The 22,707-nt window shown below is 31.9% G+C and carries 19 protein-coding genes; 15 read left to right on the forward strand and 4 right to left on the reverse strand.

Annotated elements, in window-relative coordinates; all coding sequences use genetic code 11:
- Window positions 1-8: 8 nt before the first annotated feature.
- Window positions 9-1,034, reverse strand: coding sequence for a M28 family peptidase (locus N5D46_RS06815; RefSeq protein ID WP_280049540.1), 1,026 nt, complete (start codon window positions 1,032-1,034; stop codon window positions 9-11).
- A gap of 140 nt (window positions 1,035-1,174) precedes the next feature.
- Between N5D46_RS06815 and N5D46_RS06820 the strand changes: the two genes are divergently transcribed.
- The 5 genes from N5D46_RS06820 (at window position 1,175) to N5D46_RS06840 (ending at window position 8,686) form a co-directional block, all read left to right on the forward strand.
- On the forward strand, window positions 1,175-3,082 hold the full coding sequence (locus tag N5D46_RS06820; RefSeq protein WP_280049541.1) for an amino acid permease: 1,908 nt from the start codon (window positions 1,175-1,177) through the stop codon (window positions 3,080-3,082).
- Between the two features lie 118 nt (window positions 3,083-3,200).
- Entirely contained in the window at window positions 3,201-4,958 is a 1,758-nt protein-coding gene (aspS, locus tag N5D46_RS06825; protein ID WP_115000015.1) for an aspartate--tRNA ligase, read from the forward strand.
- A 141-nt stretch (window positions 4,959-5,099) separates the two neighbouring features.
- Window positions 5,100-6,551 carry an MATE family efflux transporter gene (locus N5D46_RS06830; protein WP_280049542.1) on the forward strand — a complete coding sequence of 484 codons (1,452 nt, stop codon included), beginning with the start codon at window positions 5,100-5,102 and terminating at the stop codon, window positions 6,549-6,551.
- Window position 6,552: 1 nt separating this feature from the next.
- A complete protein-coding gene (locus N5D46_RS06835) occupies window positions 6,553-6,789 on the forward strand; it encodes a hypothetical protein (RefSeq protein WP_038336082.1) in 237 nt (78 codons plus the stop codon).
- Window positions 6,790-6,910: 121 nt separating this feature from the next.
- A complete protein-coding gene (locus N5D46_RS06840; protein ID WP_115001063.1) occupies window positions 6,911-8,686 on the forward strand; it encodes a long-chain fatty acid--CoA ligase in 1,776 nt (591 codons plus the stop codon).
- A 57-nt stretch (window positions 8,687-8,743) separates the two neighbouring features.
- Here the strand turns inward: N5D46_RS06840 and N5D46_RS06845 are convergent, their stop codons facing one another.
- A complete protein-coding gene (locus N5D46_RS06845; protein WP_115001061.1) occupies window positions 8,744-9,433 on the reverse strand; it encodes a zinc metallopeptidase in 690 nt (229 codons plus the stop codon).
- 205 nt (window positions 9,434-9,638) lie between these two features.
- On the opposite strand from N5D46_RS06845, the gene N5D46_RS06850 reads away from it, so the two are divergent.
- From N5D46_RS06850 to N5D46_RS06880, 7 genes are all read left to right on the forward strand, one after another.
- Window positions 9,639-10,760 (forward strand): GNAT family N-acetyltransferase, encoded by a 1,122-nt coding sequence (locus N5D46_RS06850; protein ID WP_125350449.1) that lies wholly within the window; start codon window positions 9,639-9,641, stop codon window positions 10,758-10,760.
- A gap of 153 nt (window positions 10,761-10,913) precedes the next feature.
- Entirely contained in the window at window positions 10,914-12,071 is a 1,158-nt protein-coding gene (locus tag N5D46_RS06855) for a M14 family zinc carboxypeptidase (protein WP_038336088.1), read from the forward strand.
- A gap of 35 nt (window positions 12,072-12,106) precedes the next feature.
- Window positions 12,107-12,658 (forward strand): thioredoxin family protein, encoded by a 552-nt coding sequence (locus N5D46_RS06860; protein ID WP_219034218.1) that lies wholly within the window; start codon window positions 12,107-12,109, stop codon window positions 12,656-12,658.
- Window positions 12,651-13,268 carry a DUF4230 domain-containing protein gene (locus N5D46_RS06865; RefSeq protein WP_052217853.1) on the forward strand — a complete coding sequence of 206 codons (618 nt, stop codon included), beginning with the start codon at window positions 12,651-12,653 and terminating at the stop codon, window positions 13,266-13,268. The genes N5D46_RS06860 and N5D46_RS06865 overlap by 8 nt, the downstream gene beginning before the upstream one ends.
- A gap of 121 nt (window positions 13,269-13,389) precedes the next feature.
- The gene (gene lpxK / locus N5D46_RS06870) at window positions 13,390-14,430 is read left to right on the forward strand and encodes a tetraacyldisaccharide 4'-kinase (protein ID WP_280049543.1); all 1,041 of its coding nucleotides are present in this window, start codon (window positions 13,390-13,392) and stop codon (window positions 14,428-14,430) included.
- Window positions 14,414-15,226 carry a purine-nucleoside phosphorylase gene (locus tag N5D46_RS06875; protein WP_280036054.1) on the forward strand — a complete coding sequence of 271 codons (813 nt, stop codon included), beginning with the start codon at window positions 14,414-14,416 and terminating at the stop codon, window positions 15,224-15,226. The genes lpxK and N5D46_RS06875 overlap by 17 nt, the downstream gene beginning before the upstream one ends.
- Before the next feature lie 122 nt (window positions 15,227-15,348).
- The gene (locus tag N5D46_RS06880) at window positions 15,349-15,960 is read left to right on the forward strand and encodes a uracil-DNA glycosylase family protein (protein WP_038336094.1); all 612 of its coding nucleotides are present in this window, start codon (window positions 15,349-15,351) and stop codon (window positions 15,958-15,960) included.
- A 123-nt stretch (window positions 15,961-16,083) separates the two neighbouring features.
- Here the strand turns inward: N5D46_RS06880 and N5D46_RS06885 are convergent, their stop codons facing one another.
- Window positions 16,084-16,518, reverse strand: a complete 435-nt coding sequence (locus tag N5D46_RS06885; RefSeq protein ID WP_038336095.1) for a hypothetical protein — start codon at window positions 16,516-16,518, stop codon at window positions 16,084-16,086.
- Window positions 16,519-16,668: 150 nt separating this feature from the next.
- Window positions 16,669-17,610, reverse strand: a complete 942-nt coding sequence (locus tag N5D46_RS06890; protein ID WP_280049544.1) for a 3',5'-cyclic-nucleotide phosphodiesterase — start codon at window positions 17,608-17,610, stop codon at window positions 16,669-16,671.
- A gap of 119 nt (window positions 17,611-17,729) precedes the next feature.
- On the opposite strand from N5D46_RS06890, the gene N5D46_RS06895 reads away from it, so the two are divergent.
- The 3 genes from N5D46_RS06895 to N5D46_RS06905 all read left to right on the forward strand — a co-directional run bounded on the left by N5D46_RS06895 (window position 17,730) and on the right by N5D46_RS06905 (window position 22,585).
- Window positions 17,730-20,606, forward strand: coding sequence for a prolyl oligopeptidase family serine peptidase (locus tag N5D46_RS06895; RefSeq protein ID WP_280049545.1), 2,877 nt, complete (start codon window positions 17,730-17,732; stop codon window positions 20,604-20,606).
- A gap of 145 nt (window positions 20,607-20,751) precedes the next feature.
- Entirely contained in the window at window positions 20,752-21,282 is a 531-nt protein-coding gene (locus tag N5D46_RS06900; RefSeq protein WP_219035345.1) for a YqiA/YcfP family alpha/beta fold hydrolase, read from the forward strand.
- Between the two features lie 67 nt (window positions 21,283-21,349).
- Window positions 21,350-22,585 (forward strand): porin, encoded by a 1,236-nt coding sequence (locus N5D46_RS06905; protein ID WP_280049546.1) that lies wholly within the window; start codon window positions 21,350-21,352, stop codon window positions 22,583-22,585.
- Window positions 22,586-22,707 lie beyond the last annotated feature (122 nt).

Raw genomic sequence — 22,707 nt, forward strand, 5'->3', positions numbered from 1 at the left:
TTTTATATTTATCTTGTAGAAGGCATAGGAGATTCTTTGTCTACAACTGGTCTATTTTCGACGTTTGCTAAAATCCAAATTGTATTGAAAGCTAATTTTGTACGACGCGTCAATAAATCATATTCAATTTTGTCTGGTGTATCGCCTGGTTTGTGGTAATCATCGTGCACACCATTAAAGAAGAAAACAGACGGAATGTTATGTTTCGCAAAATTATAGTGGTCAGAACGGTAATAAAAACGATTTGGATCATCTGGCGTATTGTAACGCATATCTAAATTAATTCCTAATCCATCATTTGCTGCTAAAACAGCTTTGTGTAAATCAGAAGACAACATTTCAGAACCAATTACATAAACAAAGTCTCTTGTTTGTTCATTATGTTCGTAGTCTACTCGACCAATCATATCAATGTTAACATTTGCAACTGTGTTTGCAAGAGGAAAAATTGGATGTTCTGAATAATATTTAGAACCTAATAATCCTTTTTCTTCACCAGAAACATGTAGCAATAAAACCGAACGTTTTGGACGAATTCCTTTCTTCTCAGCTTCGCGGAAAATACGACCAATTTCCATTACAGCAACAGTTCCAGAACCATCATCATCAGCACCAGCATATAATTTTCCATCTTTTATTCCTTCGTGATCATAATGTGCCGAAATCACCACAATTTCTTCTGGTTTTTCTGATCCTTTGATGAATCCCATCACATTTCTCATTTGACCTTTTACTCGGTTAAAAGTTCCAGCAGGAATAATTTGGAAATAATTATTATTTGGTCCATTAATTCCTAATTCTTTGTAATAATTAGAGATATAGTTTCCCGCTTTTATTTCGCCTTCAGTTCCAGCATTTCTACCTTCCATATCAGGCGCAGCAATGATGTAAAGCTGTTTTTTTAATTCAGCTTCAGAAATTTTGTCTGTATATTTTACAAGACTCTTTTGATATTTCTCCTGAGAAATTGGTTTTGTAGAATCACAACTTACTAAAGTAGCAGTTAAAGCAATTGCAAATAAAAATTGTTTCATGTTAATTTTTTGAATTAAATTTAAAATTAATCTAACCAAGCAGAATAAAAAAGAAAATTTGAATAAAAAACCAATATTTATACGGATTCTATCCGAATTTGGGATTGTCTTTTTTATATTTGCCCGTTTTTAAATAAATTATGTCACAATTATTCAGAAAAAAATCTGTCGAATCCATTTTAGCAGAATCTGCAAAGAACACGACTACAATGAAAAGAACTTTAGGTGTTCGAGATTTAACAGGTTTTGGTATCGCCGCAATTGTTGGAGCTGGTATTTTTAGTACTATTGGTCGAGCAAGTTTTGAAGGTGGACCAGCAGTTATCTTCTTATTTATTTTTACAGCAATAGCCTGTGGTTTCACAGCATTTGCTTATGCAGAATTTGCTTCGTTAGTACCTGTTTCGGGTAGTGCGTATACATATAGCTATGTTGCATTTGGAGAATTATTTGCTTGGGTAATTGGTTGGGCATTGATTATGGAATATGCGATTGGAAATATTGTTCTCGCGATTTCGTGGAGTGATTATTTTACCACCTTGCTCTCCGGAATGGGATTGCATCTGCCAGAATGGATGACAATGGATTATTTCACTGCGAGAGAAGGTTTTGAGTTTGTTTCGAATGAATTAGCGAAAGGTAAAACATTAGAAGGAATTGCAAATTCGCCTTATGCACAAGAGATTCCGAAATATTTAGCTTTCAAAGATGCTCCATATTTAGGATTTAATTTGGTGGTGGATATTCCTGCATTAATCATTACTTTTTTGATTACAGCTTTGGTTTATCGTGGAATTAATGAATCGAGAAAAGCAAGTAACGCAATGGTTGTGTTAAAATTAGCAGTAGTGCTTTTGGTAATTGTGGTTGGTGCTTTTTATGTGAATCCTGATAATTGGAATCCTTTTGCACCGAATGGAATAGGAGGTGTTTTGGCTGGAGTTTCTTCTGTTTTTTACGCTTATATTGGGTTTGATGCGATTAGTACAACTGCGGAAGAATGTAAAGATCCGAAGCGTGATTTACCTCGCGGAATTTTTGCTTCAATTATTATTTGTACTGTTTTATATGTACTTATTGCTTTGGTGATTACGGGAATGGTGCATTATTCTGAATTGAATGTTGGAGATCCTTTGGCGTATGTTTTTGATAAAATTCAAGATTTAAAATGGTTGGCAGGAATTATTGCTTTTTCGGCTGTAGTAGCGATGGCGAGTGTATTTATTGTTTTTCAAATTGGACAACCTCGTATTTGGATGACAATGTCTCGTGATGGTTTATTGCCAAAGAAATTTTCTACCATTCACCCAAAATTTAAAACGCCTTCTTTTGCAACTATTTTTACTGGATTTGTAGTTGGAGTTCCTATTTTATTTACAGATTTGGAATTGGTTGTTGATGCTTGTTCTATCGGAACTTTGTTTGCTTTTGTGTTAGTTTGTGCTGCTGTACTTCGTATGGATGCCGATCCAAATGCGAAAAGAGGAAATTTTAAAACGCCTTTTATCAATGCAAAATACATTATGCCAATTGTAACTGCCGTGATTGTATTTTTATGCGCAACAACATTTAAAGATGATTCGATTGATTTCTTTACGAATAAACCGCAACCTATGCCAATTGAACATTTTGTAAATTCGTTATCGCCAAAAGAATTAAAAGATTCTTATGCCACAATTAATGAATTAACAGGATCTGAAATTGAATTTTTGGATGATTATTTGGTACAATTATCTCCAGAACAATATAAATCTACTTTGAGCAAATTACCAGTTTACGAAGATAAGAAGATGGAAAAAGGATGGGATGTTTTCAAACACAAAATTCCAATGATTCTATTCTTAATGATTTATGTTTTTATGGTAGTTAGAACATTTTTCAAAAGAACTTCTATTATTCCGTTAGCAGGTATGTTGTGTTGTTTTTATATGATGGCGCAATTAGGATTGAAAAACTGGATGATTTTCTTGATTTGGATTGCAATTGGTTTGACAATTTATTTCACCTACGGTTATAAACATAGTAAGTTGAGAAATCAAAATTCATAATAGTTAAAGCGATTCAATTTTGAATCGCTTTTTTCTTAAAATTATTTGATCAAATAAGTTATATAACTTCTTTATTTCACCTCAAAACTCTACCTTTGTCTTATAAATTTGACGACAAATGTTTAGAACTCATACTTGTGGTGAATTAACACAAGCCAACATTAATGAAAAAGTAACGTTAAGCGGTTGGGTATCAACGCTACGTGACAAAGGTTTTATGATGTGGATCGATTTACGTGATCGCTACGGAATCACACAAATCATCTTAGATGAAGAACGTTCTTCGAGAGAATTATTTGAAACTGCTCGTCATTTAGGACGTGAGTTCGTAATTCAAGTTACAGGAACTGTAATCGAAAGAGCTTCAAAAAATCCAAACATTCCAACAGGAGATATCGAAATCTTAGCAGAGAACATTACAATTTTGAACGCATCTGCATTGCCTCCATTTACAATCGAAGATAATACAGATGGTGGAGAAGATATCCGTATGAAATATCGTTATTTAGATATTCGTCGTAATCCAGTAAAAGAAAAATTAATCTTCCGCTCTAAAGTTGCGCAGGAAGTTCGTAAATATTTAGATGCACAAGAATTTGTAGAAGTTGAAACTCCAGTTTTAATCAAATCTACACCAGAAGGTGCACGTGATTTTGTGGTTCCTTCTCGTATGAATCCAGGTGAATTTTATGCATTACCACAATCACCACAAACATTCAAACAATTATTAATGGTAGGGGGTCTAGACCGCTATTTTCAAATTGTAAAATGTTTCCGTGACGAAGATTTACGTGCAGACCGTCAACCAGAGTTTACACAAATTGACTGTGAAATGTCATTTGTTGAACAAGAAGATATCATGAATGTTTTCGAAGGTTTAGCAAAACATTTATTACATACTTTTAAAGGTTTAGAATTTGATCAATTTCCAAGAATGACATTTGCAGAAGCAATGCGTCGTTATGGAAATGATAAACCAGATATCCGTTTTGGAATGGAGTTCGGTGAAATTACAGACTTAGCGAAAGGAAAAGATTTCAAAATATTTGATGAACAAGAATTAATTGTTGGTATTGCTGCCGAAGGTTGTAATGCTTACACACGTAAGGAAATTGATAAATTAATTGAATGGGTTCAACGTCCACAAATTGGGGCAACTGGACTTGTTTGGGCACGTTACAACGAAGACGGAACATTTAAATCTTCTGTAGATAAATTTTATTCACAAGAAGATTTAGCAGCTTGGGCTGAGCGTATGAACGCAAAACCAGGTGATTTGATGTTGGTAATGTCAGGTAATACAAACAAAGTTCGTGCGCAATTATCGGCTTTACGTATGGAAATTGCAGAGCGTTTAGGATTACGTAATCCAGAAGTTTTTGCTCCATTATGGGTTATCGATTTTCCATTATTAGAATGGGACGAAGAATCTGAAAGATATCACGCAATGCACCATCCATTTACTTCTCCAAAACCAGAGGATATGGAATTAATTGCAACTAATCCAGGTGAAGTTCGTGCAAATGCTTACGATTTAGTTTTAAATGGTAATGAAATCGGTGGAGGTTCTATTCGTATTTTCGATAAAGAAGTTCAAGCAAGAATGTTCGAATTATTAGGATTTACGCCAGAACAAGCAGAAGCGCAATTTGGTTTCTTAATGAACGCTTTCAAATACGGAGCGCCACCTCACGGAGGTTTAGCATTTGGTTTTGACCGTTTTGTATCAATTTTAGATGGTTCAGAAACAATTCGTGATTACATTGCATTCCCTAAAAATAATTCAGGTCGTGATGTCATGATTGATGCGCCAGCTCCAATTGATCAAACACAAATGGATGAACTGAATATTGCGTCAACATTTGTTGCGAAATAAGAAGAATAAAATTCCTATAAATATTAAAGACTACTTTTATAAGTAGTCTTTTTTTATTGATTAATTTTAAATTACATCACAATTTCTAAATGTAGAAGCAAAACCTTTGCTGTATCTTTGCAATTGTAAATAGAGAATAAATTGGAATTAAAAGAGCATTTAAGGCGTAATATCAAATTAGCATTTCCTGTAATGATTACTCAAATGGGGCAAATTTCTGTCAACATTATTGATAACATTATGGTTGGTGGTTTAGGTGGAAAATATGATAATATAGAAGATGAGGTTTTGGGTAAAACAGCTCTAGCAGCAGCTTCTTTAGGAAATTCATTGTTTTTTGCAGTTTTAGTATTTGCTTTCGGATTTAGTTTTGCGTTGTCACCATTGATTGCAGCAGAAGATTCGAAAGGTGATAAAAAAATGGCTGCAAATTATTTTTCGCATAGTTTGGTCTTGAATATTACTCTATCAATCGGTTTATTCTTATTGATTACATTTCTGAAACCGCTAATGTTCTACATGGGACAACCCGCTGATGTAGTGGAAAAATGTATTCCATATCTAACGATTATGACATTTTCGATGATACCGTTGATGATTTTTCAAACGTTTCGTCAATTATCGGAAGGTTTATCATTAACGATTCCTGTTACAATTGCAACTGTATTGAGTAACGTGATTAATATTACGTTAAATTATGGTTGGATTTATGGAAACTGGGGATTCCCACGTTTAGAAGTCGCTGGTGCAGCTTGGGGAACATTCGTTGCGCGTTTGGTAATGATGATTTTCTTAATTCTTGTTTTATTTAATTTTAAGAAAACGAAATCTGTTTTACAAGAAGTTCAATTTAAGGCAAGTAATTTTCAGAAAGCTATTTTCAGAAAAATTGCTGGAATTGGAATTCCAACCGCGTTAACTTCTTTCTTCGAAATGAGTGCATTCTCTTTGGCAGCCTTTGTTTGCGGTTATACATTTACAAATTCTATTGCAGATCAAGAATTAGCTAAAGTAAATTTAGCAGCGCATCAAATTGCGATAAATTTAGCTTCCACAACTTTTATGATGTGTACAGGAATTGGAGTTGCAGCAACGGTTCGTATCGGAAATCAATTAGGTTTAAAAGATTACAAAACCTTACGAGAAGCAGGTTGGTCTTGTATTTTAATGGTATTATCATTTATGATTTTGTGCGGAATTTTATTCATTATTTTCCGTTATCAATTACCAACAATTTATTTAGACAATCCAGACGTTATCAATTTAGCTGCATCATTATTAATTATTGCCTCGCTTTTCCAAATGTCAGATGGCGTTCAATTGGTATTATTAGGTGCTTTGAGAGGAATGACCGATGTTAAAATTCCTTCTATTTTAACGTTTATATCATATTGGTTAATCGCAATTCCGATTGGTGTAGTATTAGCAATTGTTTTCGAAATGCGTGCGTTTGGAATGTGGATTGGTTTAGGAACTGGATTAACAGCTTCGGCAGTGTTTTTGATGATTCGTTACAATCGTCAAACGAAGAAAATGATTAGGGAAAATCCTAATACAGAAATAATTTTAGAAGATAAATTAAAAAACATATAAAATGGAATTACCAAAATTTTTATTGGCTGATAACTCTACAATGCCAGACAAAATCTTTATTTTACATACAGATTATCCTCGTTTTTTATTAGACGTAGAAACTGACGATATCGAGTGGTTTGAAGATATTTCTGAAGAAGAAGATAACGAAGAATTTAATACTGAAATTGCTAATTTAATTGAAGACGCTTTAGATTTTTATGATCAAGAAATGTCTTTGTTAGATGATGAAGAATAAGTCTTAAATAAATAAAATTTCTATGTTTTTATTGGTGTAAGATTTACACTAAAATAATTTTATATGCTTGCATTATAATTTTTTTATTAGTATTTTGCAACTAAGAAAATTATTCAAAACCATGGAAATAAAAAGATTATTTGATTTTCCGCAAAATCAATTAGAAAATAATCCTCGAGAAGATGCATTGGTGTCTAAAGTGAACGGAACTTGGGTGAAAACATCTACGCAAGAATACGTTGGCAAAGCAAATGCATTTAGTCGAGGATTATTACAATTAGGAATCAAGCCACAAGATAAAATTGCAATAGTCACTTCAACTAATCGTACCGAATGGAACATCTGTGATATCGGTATTCAGCAAGTTGGCGCGATTTCCGTTCCATTATATCCAACACTTTCGGAAGATGATTTTGATTATATCTTAAATAATGCTGAATGTAAATTTATCATTGTTTCTGATAAAGGTTTATACGATACGGTTGCGGCTGTAAAAGATAAAGTGTCAACATTGGTTGGGATTTATAGTTTTGATGAAATTGCTGGAGTTCCTAATTATAAAGAAATTTTAGATTTGGGTGAAGATAATTCAACACAACATGAAGTAGATAGTATCAAAGAGATGATAAAACCTTCTGATATGGCAACTTTGATTTATACTTCTGGAACAACAGGTCGTCCGAAAGGTGTTGTATTAACGCACGAAAATATCGTTTCTGATGTTTTAATGTCTGTTGATCGTATTCCAGATTTTCCAAATCATGCGATTGCGTTAAGTTTTCTTCCGATTAATCATGTTTTCGAACGTATGTTGATTTATTTGTATCAACATTTGAGTATTGGAATTTGGTATGCAGAAAGCATCGATAAATTAGGAGATAATATGAAAGAGGTCAAACCACATGTAATGACGGTTGTGCCTCGATTAGTTGAAAAGGTTTACGATAAAATTTACAATACAGGTGCTTCTGCAGGAGGTCTTAAAACGAAAATTTTTATGTGGGCTTTAAGCCTTGTTGAAGATTACGATCCTTATAATCCAAAAGGTGGATTATTTGGGTTGAAACATTCTATCGCGAAAAGTTTGGTTTTCAGTAAATGGAAAGAAGGAGTTGGAGGAAATTTAGTATGTATGGTGTCGGGATCTGCACCTTTAGCAGCACGTTTGAATCATATTTTCTGGGGTGCTGGAATTCCAATTTTAGAAGGTTATGGTTTGACAGAAACTTCTCCTGTAATTTCGGTGAATTGTATGAAGAAAGATGGTTTCGGAATCGGAACTGTTGGTGCTCCATTAAAAGGAATCGAGGTTAAAATTGCAGAAGATGGAGAGATTTTAGTCAAAGGTCCTAACGTTACACAAGGTTATTATAAAGATCCTGAAAAAACTGCTGAAGCATTCACACCAGATGGTTATTTCAAAACGGGTGATATTGGAGTTCTTGAAAGAGGTTTACTTAAAATTACTGATCGTAAAAAAGAGATGTTCAAAACTTCTGGAGGAAAATATATTGCACCTCAAATTATTGAAAATAAGTTTAAACAATCTCGTTTTATCGAGCAAGTAATGGTTGTTGGAGAAGGAGAGAAGATGCCTTGTGCGATTATTCAACCTAATTTTCAAGTGTTGAAAGATTATTTACGTATCAAAGGAATTGCTGAACCTGCAACGAAGGCAGATTTAATTAAAGAGCCTGCAATTTTAGATATTATAGGTCGTGAAATTGAAAAAATGAATAAAGGTTTAGGACATTGGGAACAAATCAAAAAGTTTGAATTAACTCCTGATGAATGGACAATTGATGATGGATTATTAACGCCAACATTAAAATTGAAACGTAAAAATGTCTTGGCTAAATATCAAGATTTATACAATAAATTATACGATAAGAAATAATAAAAAATCCCTTCAAAAATTTTTGAAGGGATTTTTTAATTTTATAATAATTAAGTTTTAATCTCGTCGTCCGCCCATTGCCATCATTACAAAATAAAGTAATTGCGCTAATGAACCAATCGCCGCTACTACATAAGTTCTTGCAGCCCATTTTAATGAATCTTTTGCGCCTTCATATTCGTTTGGCATTACCATATTGTTTCCTTTTAACCAAGCTAACGCACGGTTGGAAGCGTCATATTCTACAGGTAAAGTAACAAATGCGAAAACTGTTGTTACCGCAAATAAGAAAATACCAATCCACAATAAAGTTGCATTTTTAGATGAAGCCATTACGATTAATCCTAACATCAAAATCCATTGATTTAAGCGAGATGCAACGTTTACCATTGGAACCATTTTCGAGCGTAATTGCAACATATTATATCCAACCGCATGTTGTACTGCGTGACCACACTCGTGCGCTGCAACTGCCGCCGCCGCTGCATTTCGTTCGTGGTAAACAACTTCCGATAAGTTTACCGTTTTATCAGCAGGATTGTAATGATCCGTCAATTGTCCAGGAGTAGATATAACACGAACATCGTGAATGTTATTATCAGAAAGCATTTTTTCGGCAATCTCTTTTCCTGACATTCCGTTTGCTAAATGTACTTTCGAATAATACTTAAATTTACTTTGCAGTCGGTTACTAACAAACCAACTAATCAGCATAAATAACCCAATAATAATGTAATAACCTGTCATCTATTTTCTATTTTATTTTTTAATCAATTTTAATATTTATTCAAAATTCAAAAAGTATTCCAATAAGTGAATAGAGACAAAAATAGCAGAAAAGTTAGTTTTTTTGGCAGAGTTCTGTATTAAATCATATAAAAATGAACAAAAACTGACATTTTGCTCAAAAATTTTTGAATTGAAATTACAAAACTCATTACCTTTGTAAGCTATGAGTATTCGCATAATAGAAGTACAATCAAAACACGATTTGGAAGCATTTATTAAGTTTCCGATGAATTTGTATAAGGATAATCAATATTACGTTCCACCCTTTATTAATGAGGAGAAGGAAACATTAGATGTTTCTAAAAATCCCGTTTTTAAAGATGCTGAAGCGCGTTATTTTCTTGCTGAAAAAGAAGGTAAGATTGTGGGACGTGTTGCGGCAATTATCAATTGGCAAGAAGTCAATAATCAACAAAAACGTAAAATGCGTTTCGGCTGGTTTGATATGATTGATGATATCGAAGTCACGAAAGTACTTTTGGCAAAAGTCACGGAAATAGGTAAAGAAAATCAATTAGAATATATAGAGGGACCAGTTGGTTTTTCGAATTTGGAAAAGGCAGGTTTGCTAACTTTCGGATATGATAAATTGGCTACAATGGTTGGTTTATATAATTTTCCGTACTATGCGCAACACTTAGAATCATTAGGTTTTGAAACGGCTAATGAGTGGGTGGAATATGAATTGGCTGCACCAACAGAATTGCCAGAAAAGGTTATCAAATTTAATAAAATTATTCGAGAACGTTACAAATTACGAGAATTGAAGTTTACAAAAACTTCTGAAATTATTCCGTATGTCGACGAAATGTTCGATTTGTTAGATAAAACTTACAGCGAATTGGATACTTATGTGCCAATTGCGGATTACCAAATAGAATATTACAAAAAGAAATATATTCCGTTTATCAATCCAGATTTTGTGAACTGTATTGTTGATGAAGACGGAAAAATGGTTTCGTTTGCAATTACGATGCCTTCTTACTCGAAAGCGATGCAAAAAGCGAAAGGTAAAATTTTTCCTTTTGGTTGGTGGCATTTGATGAAAGCAAGTAAAAATAATGATTCTGCTCAATTTTATTTGATTGGAATTGATCCGAAATTTCAAGGAAAGGGAGTTACAGCATTGATTTTTAATGCAATGTTTGATACGTTTAGAAACAACGGGATCAAATTTTTGGAAACAAACCCTGAATTAGCGGACAACGAAAGTATTCAAGTTTTATGGAAAGCTTATGATCCTGTAAATCACAAACGTCGCAAAACTTTCAAGAAATCAATTTAGTATAAATAATAATGTTATATATTTTGAATTAAAATTTGTCAATTCGAGTGATTTTTAGAAAGATTATTTCTGAAAATTATATCGAGAATTAAGATGAATTATATTTTCTAAAAATTTATAGCATAGAACTTATAAACGTATAACGTAAAAAATATGTTTGATATTCATCAATTAGAGAAAGAATATTCAACTTTCAGACAAGAAGGTTTTGATTCGAAATGGTTAAATTTTGAAGCTTTAAATCAATATTTTTCATTAAAATCAACTCAAAAAGAACAAATTGGAACATCTTTTTTAGGAAACGAGATTTATAAATTAAGTTTCGGCACTGGAGAAAAACGTTTATTAATTTGGTCTCAAATGCACGGAAACGAATCTTCTGGAACGCGTGCAATGTTTGATGTGATTAATTTTTTTGAACAAAAATCTGAATTAGCTCAAACCATTTTATCTCAATTGACTATTGATTTTATTCCGATGCTAAATCCTGATGGTGCAAATGTTAATACACGTAGAAATGCGGTTGGAATTGATATTAACCGTGATTTTTTAGCAAAAGAATCAACAGAAATTCACGTTTTGTTAAATCAAGTGGAGAAAGGAAATTATCAAACCTTATTCAATTTACATGATCAACGTACGATTTTCAATGTTGGACAAACCGCTAACCCAGCGACTTTATCATTTTTAGCTCCTTCTTATAATGTTGAAGAAGATGTAAACGAAGTTCGCGAGAAAACTATGGGAATTATTCAGGCAATGAATACAGAATTGCAAAAAGTAATTTCTGGTCATGTAGGTCGTTATACATCAGAGTTTTATCCGATGTCAACTGGAGATAATTTTACAAAAATGGGTTATCCTTGCGTATTATTTGAAGCGGGACATTTTCCGAATGATTATCAACGAAATACAACAAGAAAATACAATGCATTGGCTATTTTAGCAGGATTGAATGCTTTAGCTACGCAAGAAAATTTTCCGTTTGATGAATATTTATCGATTCCTCAAAATGGACAAAAATATTTGGATGTTGTCATTCATAATGTTCAAATCCAAAATGGAGAAAATTCTTCTGTTGTTGATTTGGGAATTTATTTTGAAGATGAATACAACGAAGAAAATAATTCGGTAGTGCAAATCGCGAAAATTATTGAAATTGGTGATTTACGAAAATTTATTGGTCATCTCGAAATTGATGCTGAAAAACAAGTTTATAAAGGAATAACTAAAAATTATCCTTTTTTGAATCAATTGGCGACTTTCGAAATTGGCTCAATTAAAGTTGAAAATGGTCAAATCATTTCATAATTATTTATACATTTAACCTATAAACTAAAAATACAATGAAAAAAATATTAGCAATTGCACTTGTTGCAATGTTGGGATTTTCTACGCAATCGTTTGCTCAAAATAAAGTGTTGAATCGTACGATTACAGCTGAAAATGGGAAGAAAATGTTGACGGGAGAATTCAATAGAAAAGCTTTGGAAGAAGAAGATTTTAAAGAATGGTATCACCACGAATATGACACTTACGAAGTTGAGAAAAGTAAATTGAAAGGTTTAAAAGATTTACGTAACTACCGTTTGGAAGTTTTTGTAGGAACTTGGTGTCCAGATTCTCGTCGTGAATTACCACGTTTGTACAAAATTTTAGATGATATTAAATTTCCTCAAAATCGTTTGAAAGTGATTGGTGTAAATCGTCAAAAGAAAAGTTTCAACGGAGAAGAAATCAATAAAAATGTGACTCACGTTCCGACAATTATCGTATATAATAATAAAAAAGAAGAAGTTGGTAGAATTGTAGAATCTCCAGTTTCGGGCTATCTAGAAGAAGATTTGGCACAGATTGTGAATGGTACGCCATTGACTCCAAATTATGCAAATGAATAATTTAAAGAAAATAATTCTTGTTGTTGTAGCCTTTATTTTTGGTGTGATGATAACGTATTTCATCATGGATAAATTCAAATCTGAAAGCTATACCGAACAATCTCATGTGATTGCGTATCAAATCGAACGAATGAATAAAATGATTGTTGCAGAACAAACCTATTCAGATTTATACAATCACACGTCAAAAAAATCGTTGCCAGGTTTAACTGATATTTTTTCTGCGGATAAAAAGGTGACACTTTTGGTGAAAGCCAAAGCACAAGCAACGTATGATTTAAAAAAAATGGATATTGAATTGGATTCGGTGAATAAAAAAATCATCATCAAATCTATTCCTCCAGTTGAAATCCAAGTATATCCAGATGTTAGTTTTTATGACATGGATCAAAGTGTTTTCAATAAATTTAGTAAAGATGATTTGAACGGAATTAAAAAACGTGCCGTGGAGCATGTGGAAAAAACTGTGGATCAAACCAAACTAAAACAAGAAGCACATCAACAATTAATTCAAAATCTTGGCGATTTGTATTTCCTTGCCAAAACCTACGGTTGGAAGATAGAGGATAAAACGAGTTACGCCAACGAATTGAATAAATTATACGATTAATAAATAATTAAAAACCTGTTCCGATAGAATAGGTTTTTTTTCGCTGAATAAAGAAATGAAGTGTTTCTTTCTTTAGAATTAAAATTGAAAATAGTATTTTCGCTTAATATTAAAAATAAAAATGAATTGGCGTAGATTTTTACTTCCATTTTCTGGTTTATATTGGATAGGAACTTCGGTTCGAAATCTGTTTTACAATATAGGAATGATGCGTTCCTCATCATTCAATATTCCAATTATTAATGTTGGAAACCTTTCTGTTGGCGGAACGGGAAAGTCACCTCATATCATGTATTTAATTGATTTGTTGAAAGACGAAAAATTAATTGCAACATTGAGTAGAGGATATGGACGAAAAACAAAGGGTTTTTTGATTGCAAATTATTCTTCAAAAGTGTATGATATAGGAGACGAACCAATGCAGTTTTTTCAACGTTTCAAGAATAGAATCTTGATTGCTGTTTGCGAAGACAGAGCTTTTGGTGCACAAAAATTAATTGACCATTATAATGCAGAAGCAATTTTGTTGGATGATGCTTATCAACATCGTGGAATTAAAGCTGGTTTCAATATTTTGTTGACAGATTTTAATAATCCATATTATAAAGATTTTTTATTGCCAGCAGGTGATTTGAGAGAGAGTAGAAGTGGAGTTCGTCGTGCAGATATTATAATTGTAACGAAATGTCCAGACAGAATTTCGGAAGAAAAACACAAAGAAATTTCGAAAAAGATTAACTTAAAATCTCATCAGCAATTATTTTTTTCGAAAATTGTTTATGATAACAAATTGATTGGGAAATTGGATAATGTTGAGAAATCGACTTGGAAAAATCTGAATGTTATTTTAGTTACAGGAATTGCTAAAACAGATGGTTTGGTAAAATTTGCGGAAGAAAACTTTGCAAATGTCTTGCATTTAGAATATCCAGATCATCATAATTTTAGTCAATCAGAAATTGAGTATATTTACAAACGATACGAAGATACGGAAGGTAGAAAGCGTTTTGATAAAATTATCATGACAACGGAGAAAGATTATATGCGTTTGATGGAAGAATCCATGATAAAAGACGATTTATACTACATCCCAATTAGTATCGATATTAACGATAAAGAAAAATTTAATCAAACTATTTTAGAGTATGTTGGACAGAATTAATGAGGCTGTAAAGTACATCAATAATTTATTGCCAGATCAACCAGAATTTGTAATTGTGTTAGGGTCTGGATTAGGAAAATTAGAAGACGAAGTAGAAAATAAAGTTGTTATTAGCTACAAAGATATACCAAACTTTCCTCAAGTAACAGTAGAAGGGCATAAAGGTCATTTAGTATACGGAACTATTTTAGGTAAAAAAGTTTTGATGATGGCTGGTCGTTTTCATTACTACGAAGGATATTCGATGGAAGAAGTAACTTTCCCAATGCGTGTTTTCAATGGATTAGGAATTAAGAAAGTTGTTTTATCGAATGCTTCTGGAGGTGTTAACCCAAATTTCCAAGTTGGCGATATTTGTTTGGTAAAAGACCATATCAATATGATGCCAGAACATCCTTTACGTGGAAAAAATATCGACGAATTAGGACCTCGTTTTGTGGATATGTCAAAAGCTTATGACAGAGAAATGTTGAATGAAGCAGCAGAATTTGCAAAAGCGAATGATATTTTGGTTCATCAAGGAGTTTATGTAGGATTACAAGGACCAACTTTCGAAACACCATCAGAATACGGATTGGTTCGTTTTATTGGTGGAGATTGTGTTGGTATGAGTACAGTTCCTGAAGTTATTGTTGCTCGTCACATGGATATGCGCGTTTTCTGTTTATCGATTATTACAGATTTAGGAGGACCAGAAATTTCATTTGATGTTTCGCACGAAGATGTATTAAATGCAGCAAATACAGCAATGCCAAATGTAATTCGCGTGGTAAAAAGTGTAATCGAAAATTGTTAAAAAAATAATTTTTAGTTCATAAAATAAAAGCAGCGTCTGATATATTCTATCGGACGCTGTTTGTTTTTAGTAAAATAAAATTTATTATATTGGATTTTATTTATTGTAATTTTAAATAAAAAATGATTAAAGAAATAATTTTACAATATATTGAGCAACTCAATGAACTTGAATCAACAAATTTTAAAATTGTTATAAATAAAGATTGGGAAAACATTGATGATGATATTGAAATTATATATTGTGGTGATAATCCTGGTAAAACAGAAAAAGCAGAAAATAGATATTTTGTAGGCAAAGCAGGAAGCGAACTTGACTTTTTTATAAAAGTAAATAATAGAAGACTTAATGTTACTAAATCTATTTTTTTTAATAAAACACCTTGTTATTCAATTAAAACAAAAGATATTACCAAAGCTAAGGATTTAAATCAAGTCGTTCATAAAAGTATTGAGTTGACAATAGATTGTTTAGCGAAAATTTTTGAATATAAACAAATTCCAATATTTATTTTTGGTGCTGATGAAAGTAGTTATATTGTAAAATCATTTAAAGATATAATCAATAAATCTGAATATTCAAAACTTAAAGCTAATTTGATGATTTTAAATCACCCAAGTTATAATTCTTTGTTTGCTGCGTTTGGAAAAGTGATAATTTCTAAATTTGAACAAGATCAAGAAATTCATATAAATTATAATGAACTGATAGAAAAGTCAAAGAAAAATTGGTAATAAACCTGATTTCAATTGTTTATTCTAAGTATGTTTTTTTATAAAAAAATCGGTGAATTCGAAAGAATAATAAGGTCAAATAACAAGACGAATTCACCGACAAGCTTTGAAGCGTTCGATTGATTAGATCTCAACTTCTCGTTCAGAATTTGCGCAATTGCTATGAACGATATAATCGATTAGTTTTCCATTTTCAAAACATAACATCAAATCCTCTTCATAAATTGATGTATGTGTCAATTGATTAAATTGTAATAATTTTCCTTGAGGAATTTTAATAATTCCAGAATACCAGCTCGCAAAAACTTCTTCTCTTTTTGGAAATAAATAATTCAATTCAACTTCATCCAAACCATCCAAATATCCTCTGAAATTAATTAAAAACAATTCGTCATTTCTCAATTCCCATTTCCCATAATATCCTCTCCAGCATGTTGGCGAAGGCGGAGTAAAATAAGGTGGATGATTTAATTTTCTAAAATAATGATGTAATGGTTGTTCGGCTATAATATATTGTTGGTTGTCGATTAATAAAATTTCTCCTATTTGCGCGGTCATTTTTTCTTATGGTTTATTCAAATGTAGAATAGCCACACGAATTAATGAAAAATCAATAGCGCTAATTTATCAAAATGATAAAAATTGACCGACTAAAATAAAATGGTTAAAAATTATCTTGTCTTTAAATGATAAATTCGTAATTATTATTTATTTTAGAATTATTCTTTCACCTTGTTGAGGGAAAATATAATTGATGTTATATGGATTGTCTTTTAACAATTCGTCTTTAATTTTTTGCTCATAATCATCTTTTGGTTTGATATGAGTAACGATGATTGTAAAACCTTTCAACTTACTTTTTCCAACTTCTTTCGCTAATTCTCCTAATTCTTCGTTCATCAATTTTGGCGTTAAATGTCCAAATAATAATTTTTCGGGTTGAGAATTCGGAAAAGAAACTTCTAACATCATTGTTTTTAGTTTACCTGATTTGATTTTAGGCGCAATTGCTTTCCAAATAGTTGCTAAATTTTTAGTTTTTTCGATACGATCAGATCCAGTATCACCAAAATATAAAACTGCATTTGAGCCATTTTCTACTAATATTGCCGAACTTTTCAAAGGATTTACATGACTCAATTCGTAAATTGTTCCTGTAAAATTAGTTCCTTCTATGGTGAAAGGTGTCCCTATTTCGGCGTATTTGTAGTAATATTTATTCAAAATTGGCGATTCGCCTTCATTGGCAAAATTTGCCCAAGCATCATTAGTAAAATATTTATTTTTTAAAACTGAAATTGTTTCAGAAATACCATAAATAGGTTTGTTTGTGTCTTCTGGAGAATTAATAATCATCCCAGAAAGATGATCCAAATGTCCATGCGAAATAAAATATCCTTTGATATAGTTTTTAAGAATTTTACTATTTTGTTCTTCAAAAGTACCTTTCTCTATTGCTTTATTGATTCCAGAAAGAATTGTCCCAGCATCCAATGCTAAATAGCTATTTGTCGTTTCTTCACCAATCAAATAAGAAGAAAGATTGCTTTCGTTGCTACCACCATAAACACCAAGTGGAACAATCTGAATATTTTGTGCTGATGCAATCATCGAAATTCCAAATCCAATACTTAATAGATATTTTTTCATAAAAAGAATTTTAACAAAAATACAACTGAAAGTATTATTAAACTAAAATATCCTCATAGTTTCTAAAAACTTTAGTATTTTCACACTTCTTTAAAAATTAACGCATAAAATTAGTTAGAATGAAATCGAAATTATCTACTAAAATATTTAAAAATTATGCGACTCAACTGATGACAAAAAAAGCAATGTATGCTGCGGCAATCGCTTTATTGGCAACAAATGTTGATGCGCAAAAGAAACCATTAGATTTGACTGTTTTTGATGAATGGCAATCAATCGGAATGAAAGAATTATCGAACAATGGTTCGTGGGTTGCTTATCAAGTTAATGCACAAGAAAGTGATAATACATTGAACTTTTTTGGTTTGAAAACGGATAAAAATCTAAGTTTTCATCGTGGTGAACAAAGTGTTTTTACAGCAGATTCTAAATTTGCCGTTTTTAAAATTCGACCTTTTTATAAAGATTTGAAATTGGTTCGAATTAAGAAAAAGAAAGAACACGAAATTGCTAAAGATTCAATTGGAATATTAAATCTAGCAACAAATCAAGTTGAGAAATTACCGAATATAAAATCATTCAAAACACCGAAAAAAGGAGGTTCTCTTTTAGCTTATTTATTAGAAAAAGAAGAAACGAAGAATGATAAAAAAGACAAGTCAGATTCTACAAAAACGAAGGATAAAGTTGCAAAATCAGCTGGAAAAGATAAGAAAGATACGCCGTTAGAATTGGTGTTGAGAAATTTGATTTCAGGTCAGAGAAAATCATTCAAAAATGTGATGAATTATGAGTTTAGCGAGAATGGTAAGCAATTAATTTTTTCGACTAAACAAGAGAAAAAAGATAGTTTAGATAAAACTAAATATGGTGTTTTCTTAGTGAATACAGCAACGTTTGTTCAAAAACAATTGGTAGATACAATTGGTGATTTTAAACAATTTGCGTTTGATGAATTAGCAAATAAAGTCGCTTTTGTTGGAACTTCTGACGAAGAGAAAAAGGAAAATAAAACATATTATTTATATTATTCTACAACAAATAATCCGCAACAAATCAAGAAATCTGAATTGTTAGGATTGAAAAAAGATTGGCAAGTTTCAGAAAATCGTCAACCAAAATTTAGTAAAGATGGAAATTCTTTGTTCATTGGTTTGATGCCTAAATTAGCAGAAAAAGACACAACTTTAATCGCTGATGATTATGCAAAAGTGGATGTTTGGAGTTACAAAGATGATTTTATTCAACCACAACAATTAAAGAATCTTGAGCGTGAAAAAAAGCGTTCGTATTTATCAGTGATTGATTTATCGAATCCTGTAAAAGTGACACAATTAGCGGATTTGGATATGAATCAAGTCGAAATTTTGAACGAAGGAAATTCAAACTTTGCTTTAGGAACTTCTGATAATGCCTATCGATTAAGCTCTAATTGGGATGTAACAGGTCGTAAAGATTATTATATCATTAATACGAAAACGGGACAACGCGAGTTATTTGCAAAAGCTTTGGCTGGAAGAGTAGAGATGTCGCCGAACGGAAAATTTGCTGTTTTTTATAATGCCGAAAATGGTTTGTGGTCGAGCTATAATATCGAAACAAAGGAAAAAAAAGTTCTGAATAAAAAGCTAAAAGTGAAATTCTATGACGAAGAAAATGATTCGCCAACTTTAGCGCAAGAATACGGTGTTGCTTATTTTACGGATAATGATGAAACGGTTTTAATCAAAGATCGTTATGATATTTGGGAGTTTGATTTGGTTGGAAATCGTCGTCCTGAAAATATGACAAATGGTTTTGGTCGTAAACATAATATTACGTTTGATATCAATCAATTAAATGATGATATTAAAACACTTAACCGTGATAATTTAGTTTATTTAGGTGCTTTTAATAATCAGAATAAACAATCAGGGGTTTATCAAACAATCATTTCGAAAGCAAAAAATCCTGAAGAAGTTGTCATGTCGAATACTTGGGGAACGCAAAAAATGAAGAAAGCGTTGAATGCCAACGAATTTATTTATACAAAAGAATCGTTCCGAAATTCGCCTGATGTTTATGTTTCAACAAATTTTATAGATGAGAAAAAGATATCTGCAATCAATCCGCAACAAAAAGATTATTTATGGGGGAATGGTGAGTTGGTAACGTGGAAAACATATTCGGGTAAAGATGCGACAGGAGTTGTGTATAAACCAGAGAATTTTGATCCAAATAAAAAATATCCGATGATTGTTTACTTCTACGAAAAACTTTCGGATAATTTGAATCGTTATCAAGCGCCTGCGCCAACGCCTTCTCGTATTAATCACACATATTTTGTAAGTAACGATTACATTGTGTTTACACCAGATATTTCATATACAATTGGTCATCCTGGTAAATCTGCCGAAGATTATATCAATTCTGGAGTAGAAGCGTTGAAGAAAAATACGTGGGTAAATGGAAGTAAAATCGCTATACAAGGACAAAGTTGGGGAGGTTACCAAGTTGCACATTTGATCACTGCAACCAATATGTATGCTGCTGCTTGGACGGGTGCGCCTGTTGTTAATATGACTTCTGCTTATGGTGGAATTCGTTGGGGAACGGGTATGAGTCGTCAATTTCAGTACGAACAAACGCAAAGTAGAATCGGTAAAACCTTGTGGGAAGCGCCGGAATTATATATCGAAAATTCGCCTTTGTTTAATATGCCAAAAGTTACGACGCCAGTTGTAATCATGCATAACGACGAAGACGGTGCTGTTCCTTGGTATCAAGGAATTGAAATGTTTATGGCATTGCGTCGTTTAGGAAAACCAGTTTGGATGTTAAATTATAACGGAGATGATCATAACTTGATAAAACGTGCGAATAAAAATGATATTCAACAACGACAAGTTCAATTTTTTGATCATTATCTGAAAGATAAACCTGCTCCGAAATGGATGACAGAAGGTGTTCCTGCAATTAATAAAGGTATTGATTGGGGCTTTGATCTAGAGAAATAATTATAGTAAATATTTAAAAGCGACCAATTTGGTCGCTTTTTTTGTCAAAAGAATTTCTTACAACACAATTATATTGTTAAATTTACATTTCATGTATAATTAACTTATTGAAAAAGTTTAATTTAAAGGTTTAATTGCACTGAATATGAATACAAATAATCGACAAATTGTTTATATCCATGGACTAAATAGTTCGGCAAATTCAACTAAATTCAAAACTATTCTAAAAAATTATCCTTCAGCGATTTGTATTGAATGGAAAACGGAGGATAATATTGCGACTATTTTATTTGAAGCTTACGAACATTTAAAAGGTTTGGTAAATGATTTGGCGATTATAGGAAGTTCTACTGGAGGGAATTTTGGTTGGCAATTGCAACAAAAATTAAAGGAAAATGGAAAATCGAGCGAATTGATTTTGTTAAATCCTTTGGTTGATGTGTCGATGAAAGTCGAAAATAATTTTCCAGAAAATCTTTCGCAATATTTAGTCGATATGAATCGTTTCGAAAATACAACGGTTTTTCTTTCTGTACATGACGAAGTTTTGGATTTTGAGAAACTAAAAACTTTCTTTGAAATTCAACAAAATATTTTTCCTCAACAAATCGAAATCATAGAAATTGATGACAATCATCGAATACGTAACTTCGAGTCATTGTTAACGTTAATTTAATTTACGCTTTACAATTATTTAATTTTATTAACTGCATTTTTGCACACGAATCAAGAAACAAATAAACATGAGGCAAGTTTTAACATTAATACTTATTGTATTTTCAATCAGTTCGTATGCGCAAGTAAAAGATTCTACAGAATCTAAAAAGAAAACTGTACAGGATTTTAAGAATATGATGTCGCCCTATTATAGCTATGGTAACGGATTGGGAATTACTTCTCCAGATAGTCTTTATCAGGTCAACATTAGATTTCGCATGCAAAATCGCATTAGTTATAATCATAATGATGGAGAAGAAGATAATATTGATGGACAAATTCGTCGTTTAAGATTGCGTTTTGATGGATATATCGGAGATCCAAAATTTGGTTATTCGATGCAATTATCTTTTGCAGCAGGTGATGTAGGAAAAGCAGAAGAGGGTAAGAATACAAATATTATTCGTGATGCGATGATTTTCTATTACCCAAATAAACATTGGAGTTTAGGATTTGGTCAAACAAAACTTCCAGGAAATAGACAACGTGTTAATTCTTCTGGAGCATTACAATTAACGGATCGATCTATCAATAATGCAGATTTTAATATCGATCGCGATTTTGGATTTCAAGTCTTATACAATAAAAGAAATCAAGAAAAATTCTCTTATATTTTGAGAGGAGCTATTTCTACTGGTGAAGGGCGAAATTGGACAAGTTTTAAGGATACTGGTTTAGCTTATACAGGAAAAGTTGAGTTGTTTCCACTTGGAGAATTTACAAAAGGTGGAAGTAATTATGAAGGTGATTTAGTTCACGAACAAACACCAAAATTGATGATTTCGGGAGCTTATAGTTACAATGATAGAGCACATAGAACAGCAGGAATGTTAGGAGATGATATTGTAGGTGGAGGAACAGCTAATATAAAATCATTGTTTTTGGATGCGATGTTAAAATATCGTGGATGGAATTTGATGTATTCTTATATGAATCGTAATTCTGATAATGTGTTATTTTATAACCCTACAGATATTTCTGATTTTAATTATATCTATAATGGAGAAGGAATGGATTTTCAAGGTTCATACACATTCCCGAAACACTGGGAGGTGATAGGACGTTATTCAACTCAAACAGTAGATAAAGAAATTTTTGAGTTTACACCGAATACAAATCAATACACATTAGGTTTGACAAAATATATTTGGGAACATGCTTTCAAATTACAAGCAGAATTTACGTATGAACAACAAAAATTCTATAATTTAGAAAAGAAAAACAACTGGTACGCGCGTTTTCAGATAGAAATTGGGATTTAAGATATCTTATTGTAAATTAAATATTTTAGAATAAAATAAAGGTTTGATATTTGATAATATTTAATAAATTTGCAGTCAAATATCAACCTATGCAATCCAATAAAAAAAGAAAAAGTTTAAAC

The sequence above is a fragment of the Empedobacter sp. GD03865 genome (assembly GCF_029840775.1).
GTDB classification, from domain to species: domain Bacteria; phylum Bacteroidota; class Bacteroidia; order Flavobacteriales; family Weeksellaceae; genus Empedobacter; species Empedobacter falsenii_B.

Excerpts from the sequence above, each read along its gene's own strand:
- N5D46_RS06880 (WP_038336094.1), top strand. The coding sequence starts at position 15,349 with ATGATTAAAGAAATAATTTTACAATATATTGAGCAACTCAATGAACTT.
- N5D46_RS06845 (WP_115001061.1), bottom strand. The coding sequence starts at position 9,433 with ATGACAGGTTATTACATTATTATTGGGTTATTTATGCTGATTAGTTGG.
- N5D46_RS06815 (WP_280049540.1), bottom strand. The coding sequence starts at position 1,034 with ATGAAACAATTTTTATTTGCAATTGCTTTAACTGCTACTTTAGTAAGT.
- N5D46_RS06875 (WP_280036054.1), top strand. The coding sequence starts at position 14,414 with ATGTTGGACAGAATTAATGAGGCTGTAAAGTACATCAATAATTTATTG.
- N5D46_RS06855 (WP_038336088.1), top strand. The coding sequence starts at position 10,914 with ATGTTTGATATTCATCAATTAGAGAAAGAATATTCAACTTTCAGACAA.
- N5D46_RS06895 (WP_280049545.1), top strand. The coding sequence starts at position 17,730 with ATGAAATCGAAATTATCTACTAAAATATTTAAAAATTATGCGACTCAA.
- N5D46_RS06835 (WP_038336082.1), top strand. The coding sequence starts at position 6,553 with ATGGAATTACCAAAATTTTTATTGGCTGATAACTCTACAATGCCAGAC.
- lpxK (WP_280049543.1), top strand. The coding sequence starts at position 13,390 with ATGAATTGGCGTAGATTTTTACTTCCATTTTCTGGTTTATATTGGATA.
- N5D46_RS06905 (WP_280049546.1), top strand. The coding sequence starts at position 21,350 with ATGAGGCAAGTTTTAACATTAATACTTATTGTATTTTCAATCAGTTCG.
- N5D46_RS06850 (WP_125350449.1), top strand. The coding sequence starts at position 9,639 with ATGAGTATTCGCATAATAGAAGTACAATCAAAACACGATTTGGAAGCA.
- aspS (WP_115000015.1), top strand. The coding sequence starts at position 3,201 with ATGTTTAGAACTCATACTTGTGGTGAATTAACACAAGCCAACATTAAT.
- N5D46_RS06900 (WP_219035345.1), top strand. The coding sequence starts at position 20,752 with ATGAATACAAATAATCGACAAATTGTTTATATCCATGGACTAAATAGT.
- N5D46_RS06890 (WP_280049544.1), bottom strand. The coding sequence starts at position 17,610 with ATGAAAAAATATCTATTAAGTATTGGATTTGGAATTTCGATGATTGCA.
- N5D46_RS06865 (WP_052217853.1), top strand. The coding sequence starts at position 12,651 with ATGAATAATTTAAAGAAAATAATTCTTGTTGTTGTAGCCTTTATTTTT.
- N5D46_RS06820 (WP_280049541.1), top strand. The coding sequence starts at position 1,175 with ATGTCACAATTATTCAGAAAAAAATCTGTCGAATCCATTTTAGCAGAA.
- N5D46_RS06840 (WP_115001063.1), top strand. The coding sequence starts at position 6,911 with ATGGAAATAAAAAGATTATTTGATTTTCCGCAAAATCAATTAGAAAAT.
- N5D46_RS06860 (WP_219034218.1), top strand. The coding sequence starts at position 12,107 with ATGAAAAAAATATTAGCAATTGCACTTGTTGCAATGTTGGGATTTTCT.
- N5D46_RS06885 (WP_038336095.1), bottom strand. The coding sequence starts at position 16,518 with ATGACCGCGCAAATAGGAGAAATTTTATTAATCGACAACCAACAATAT.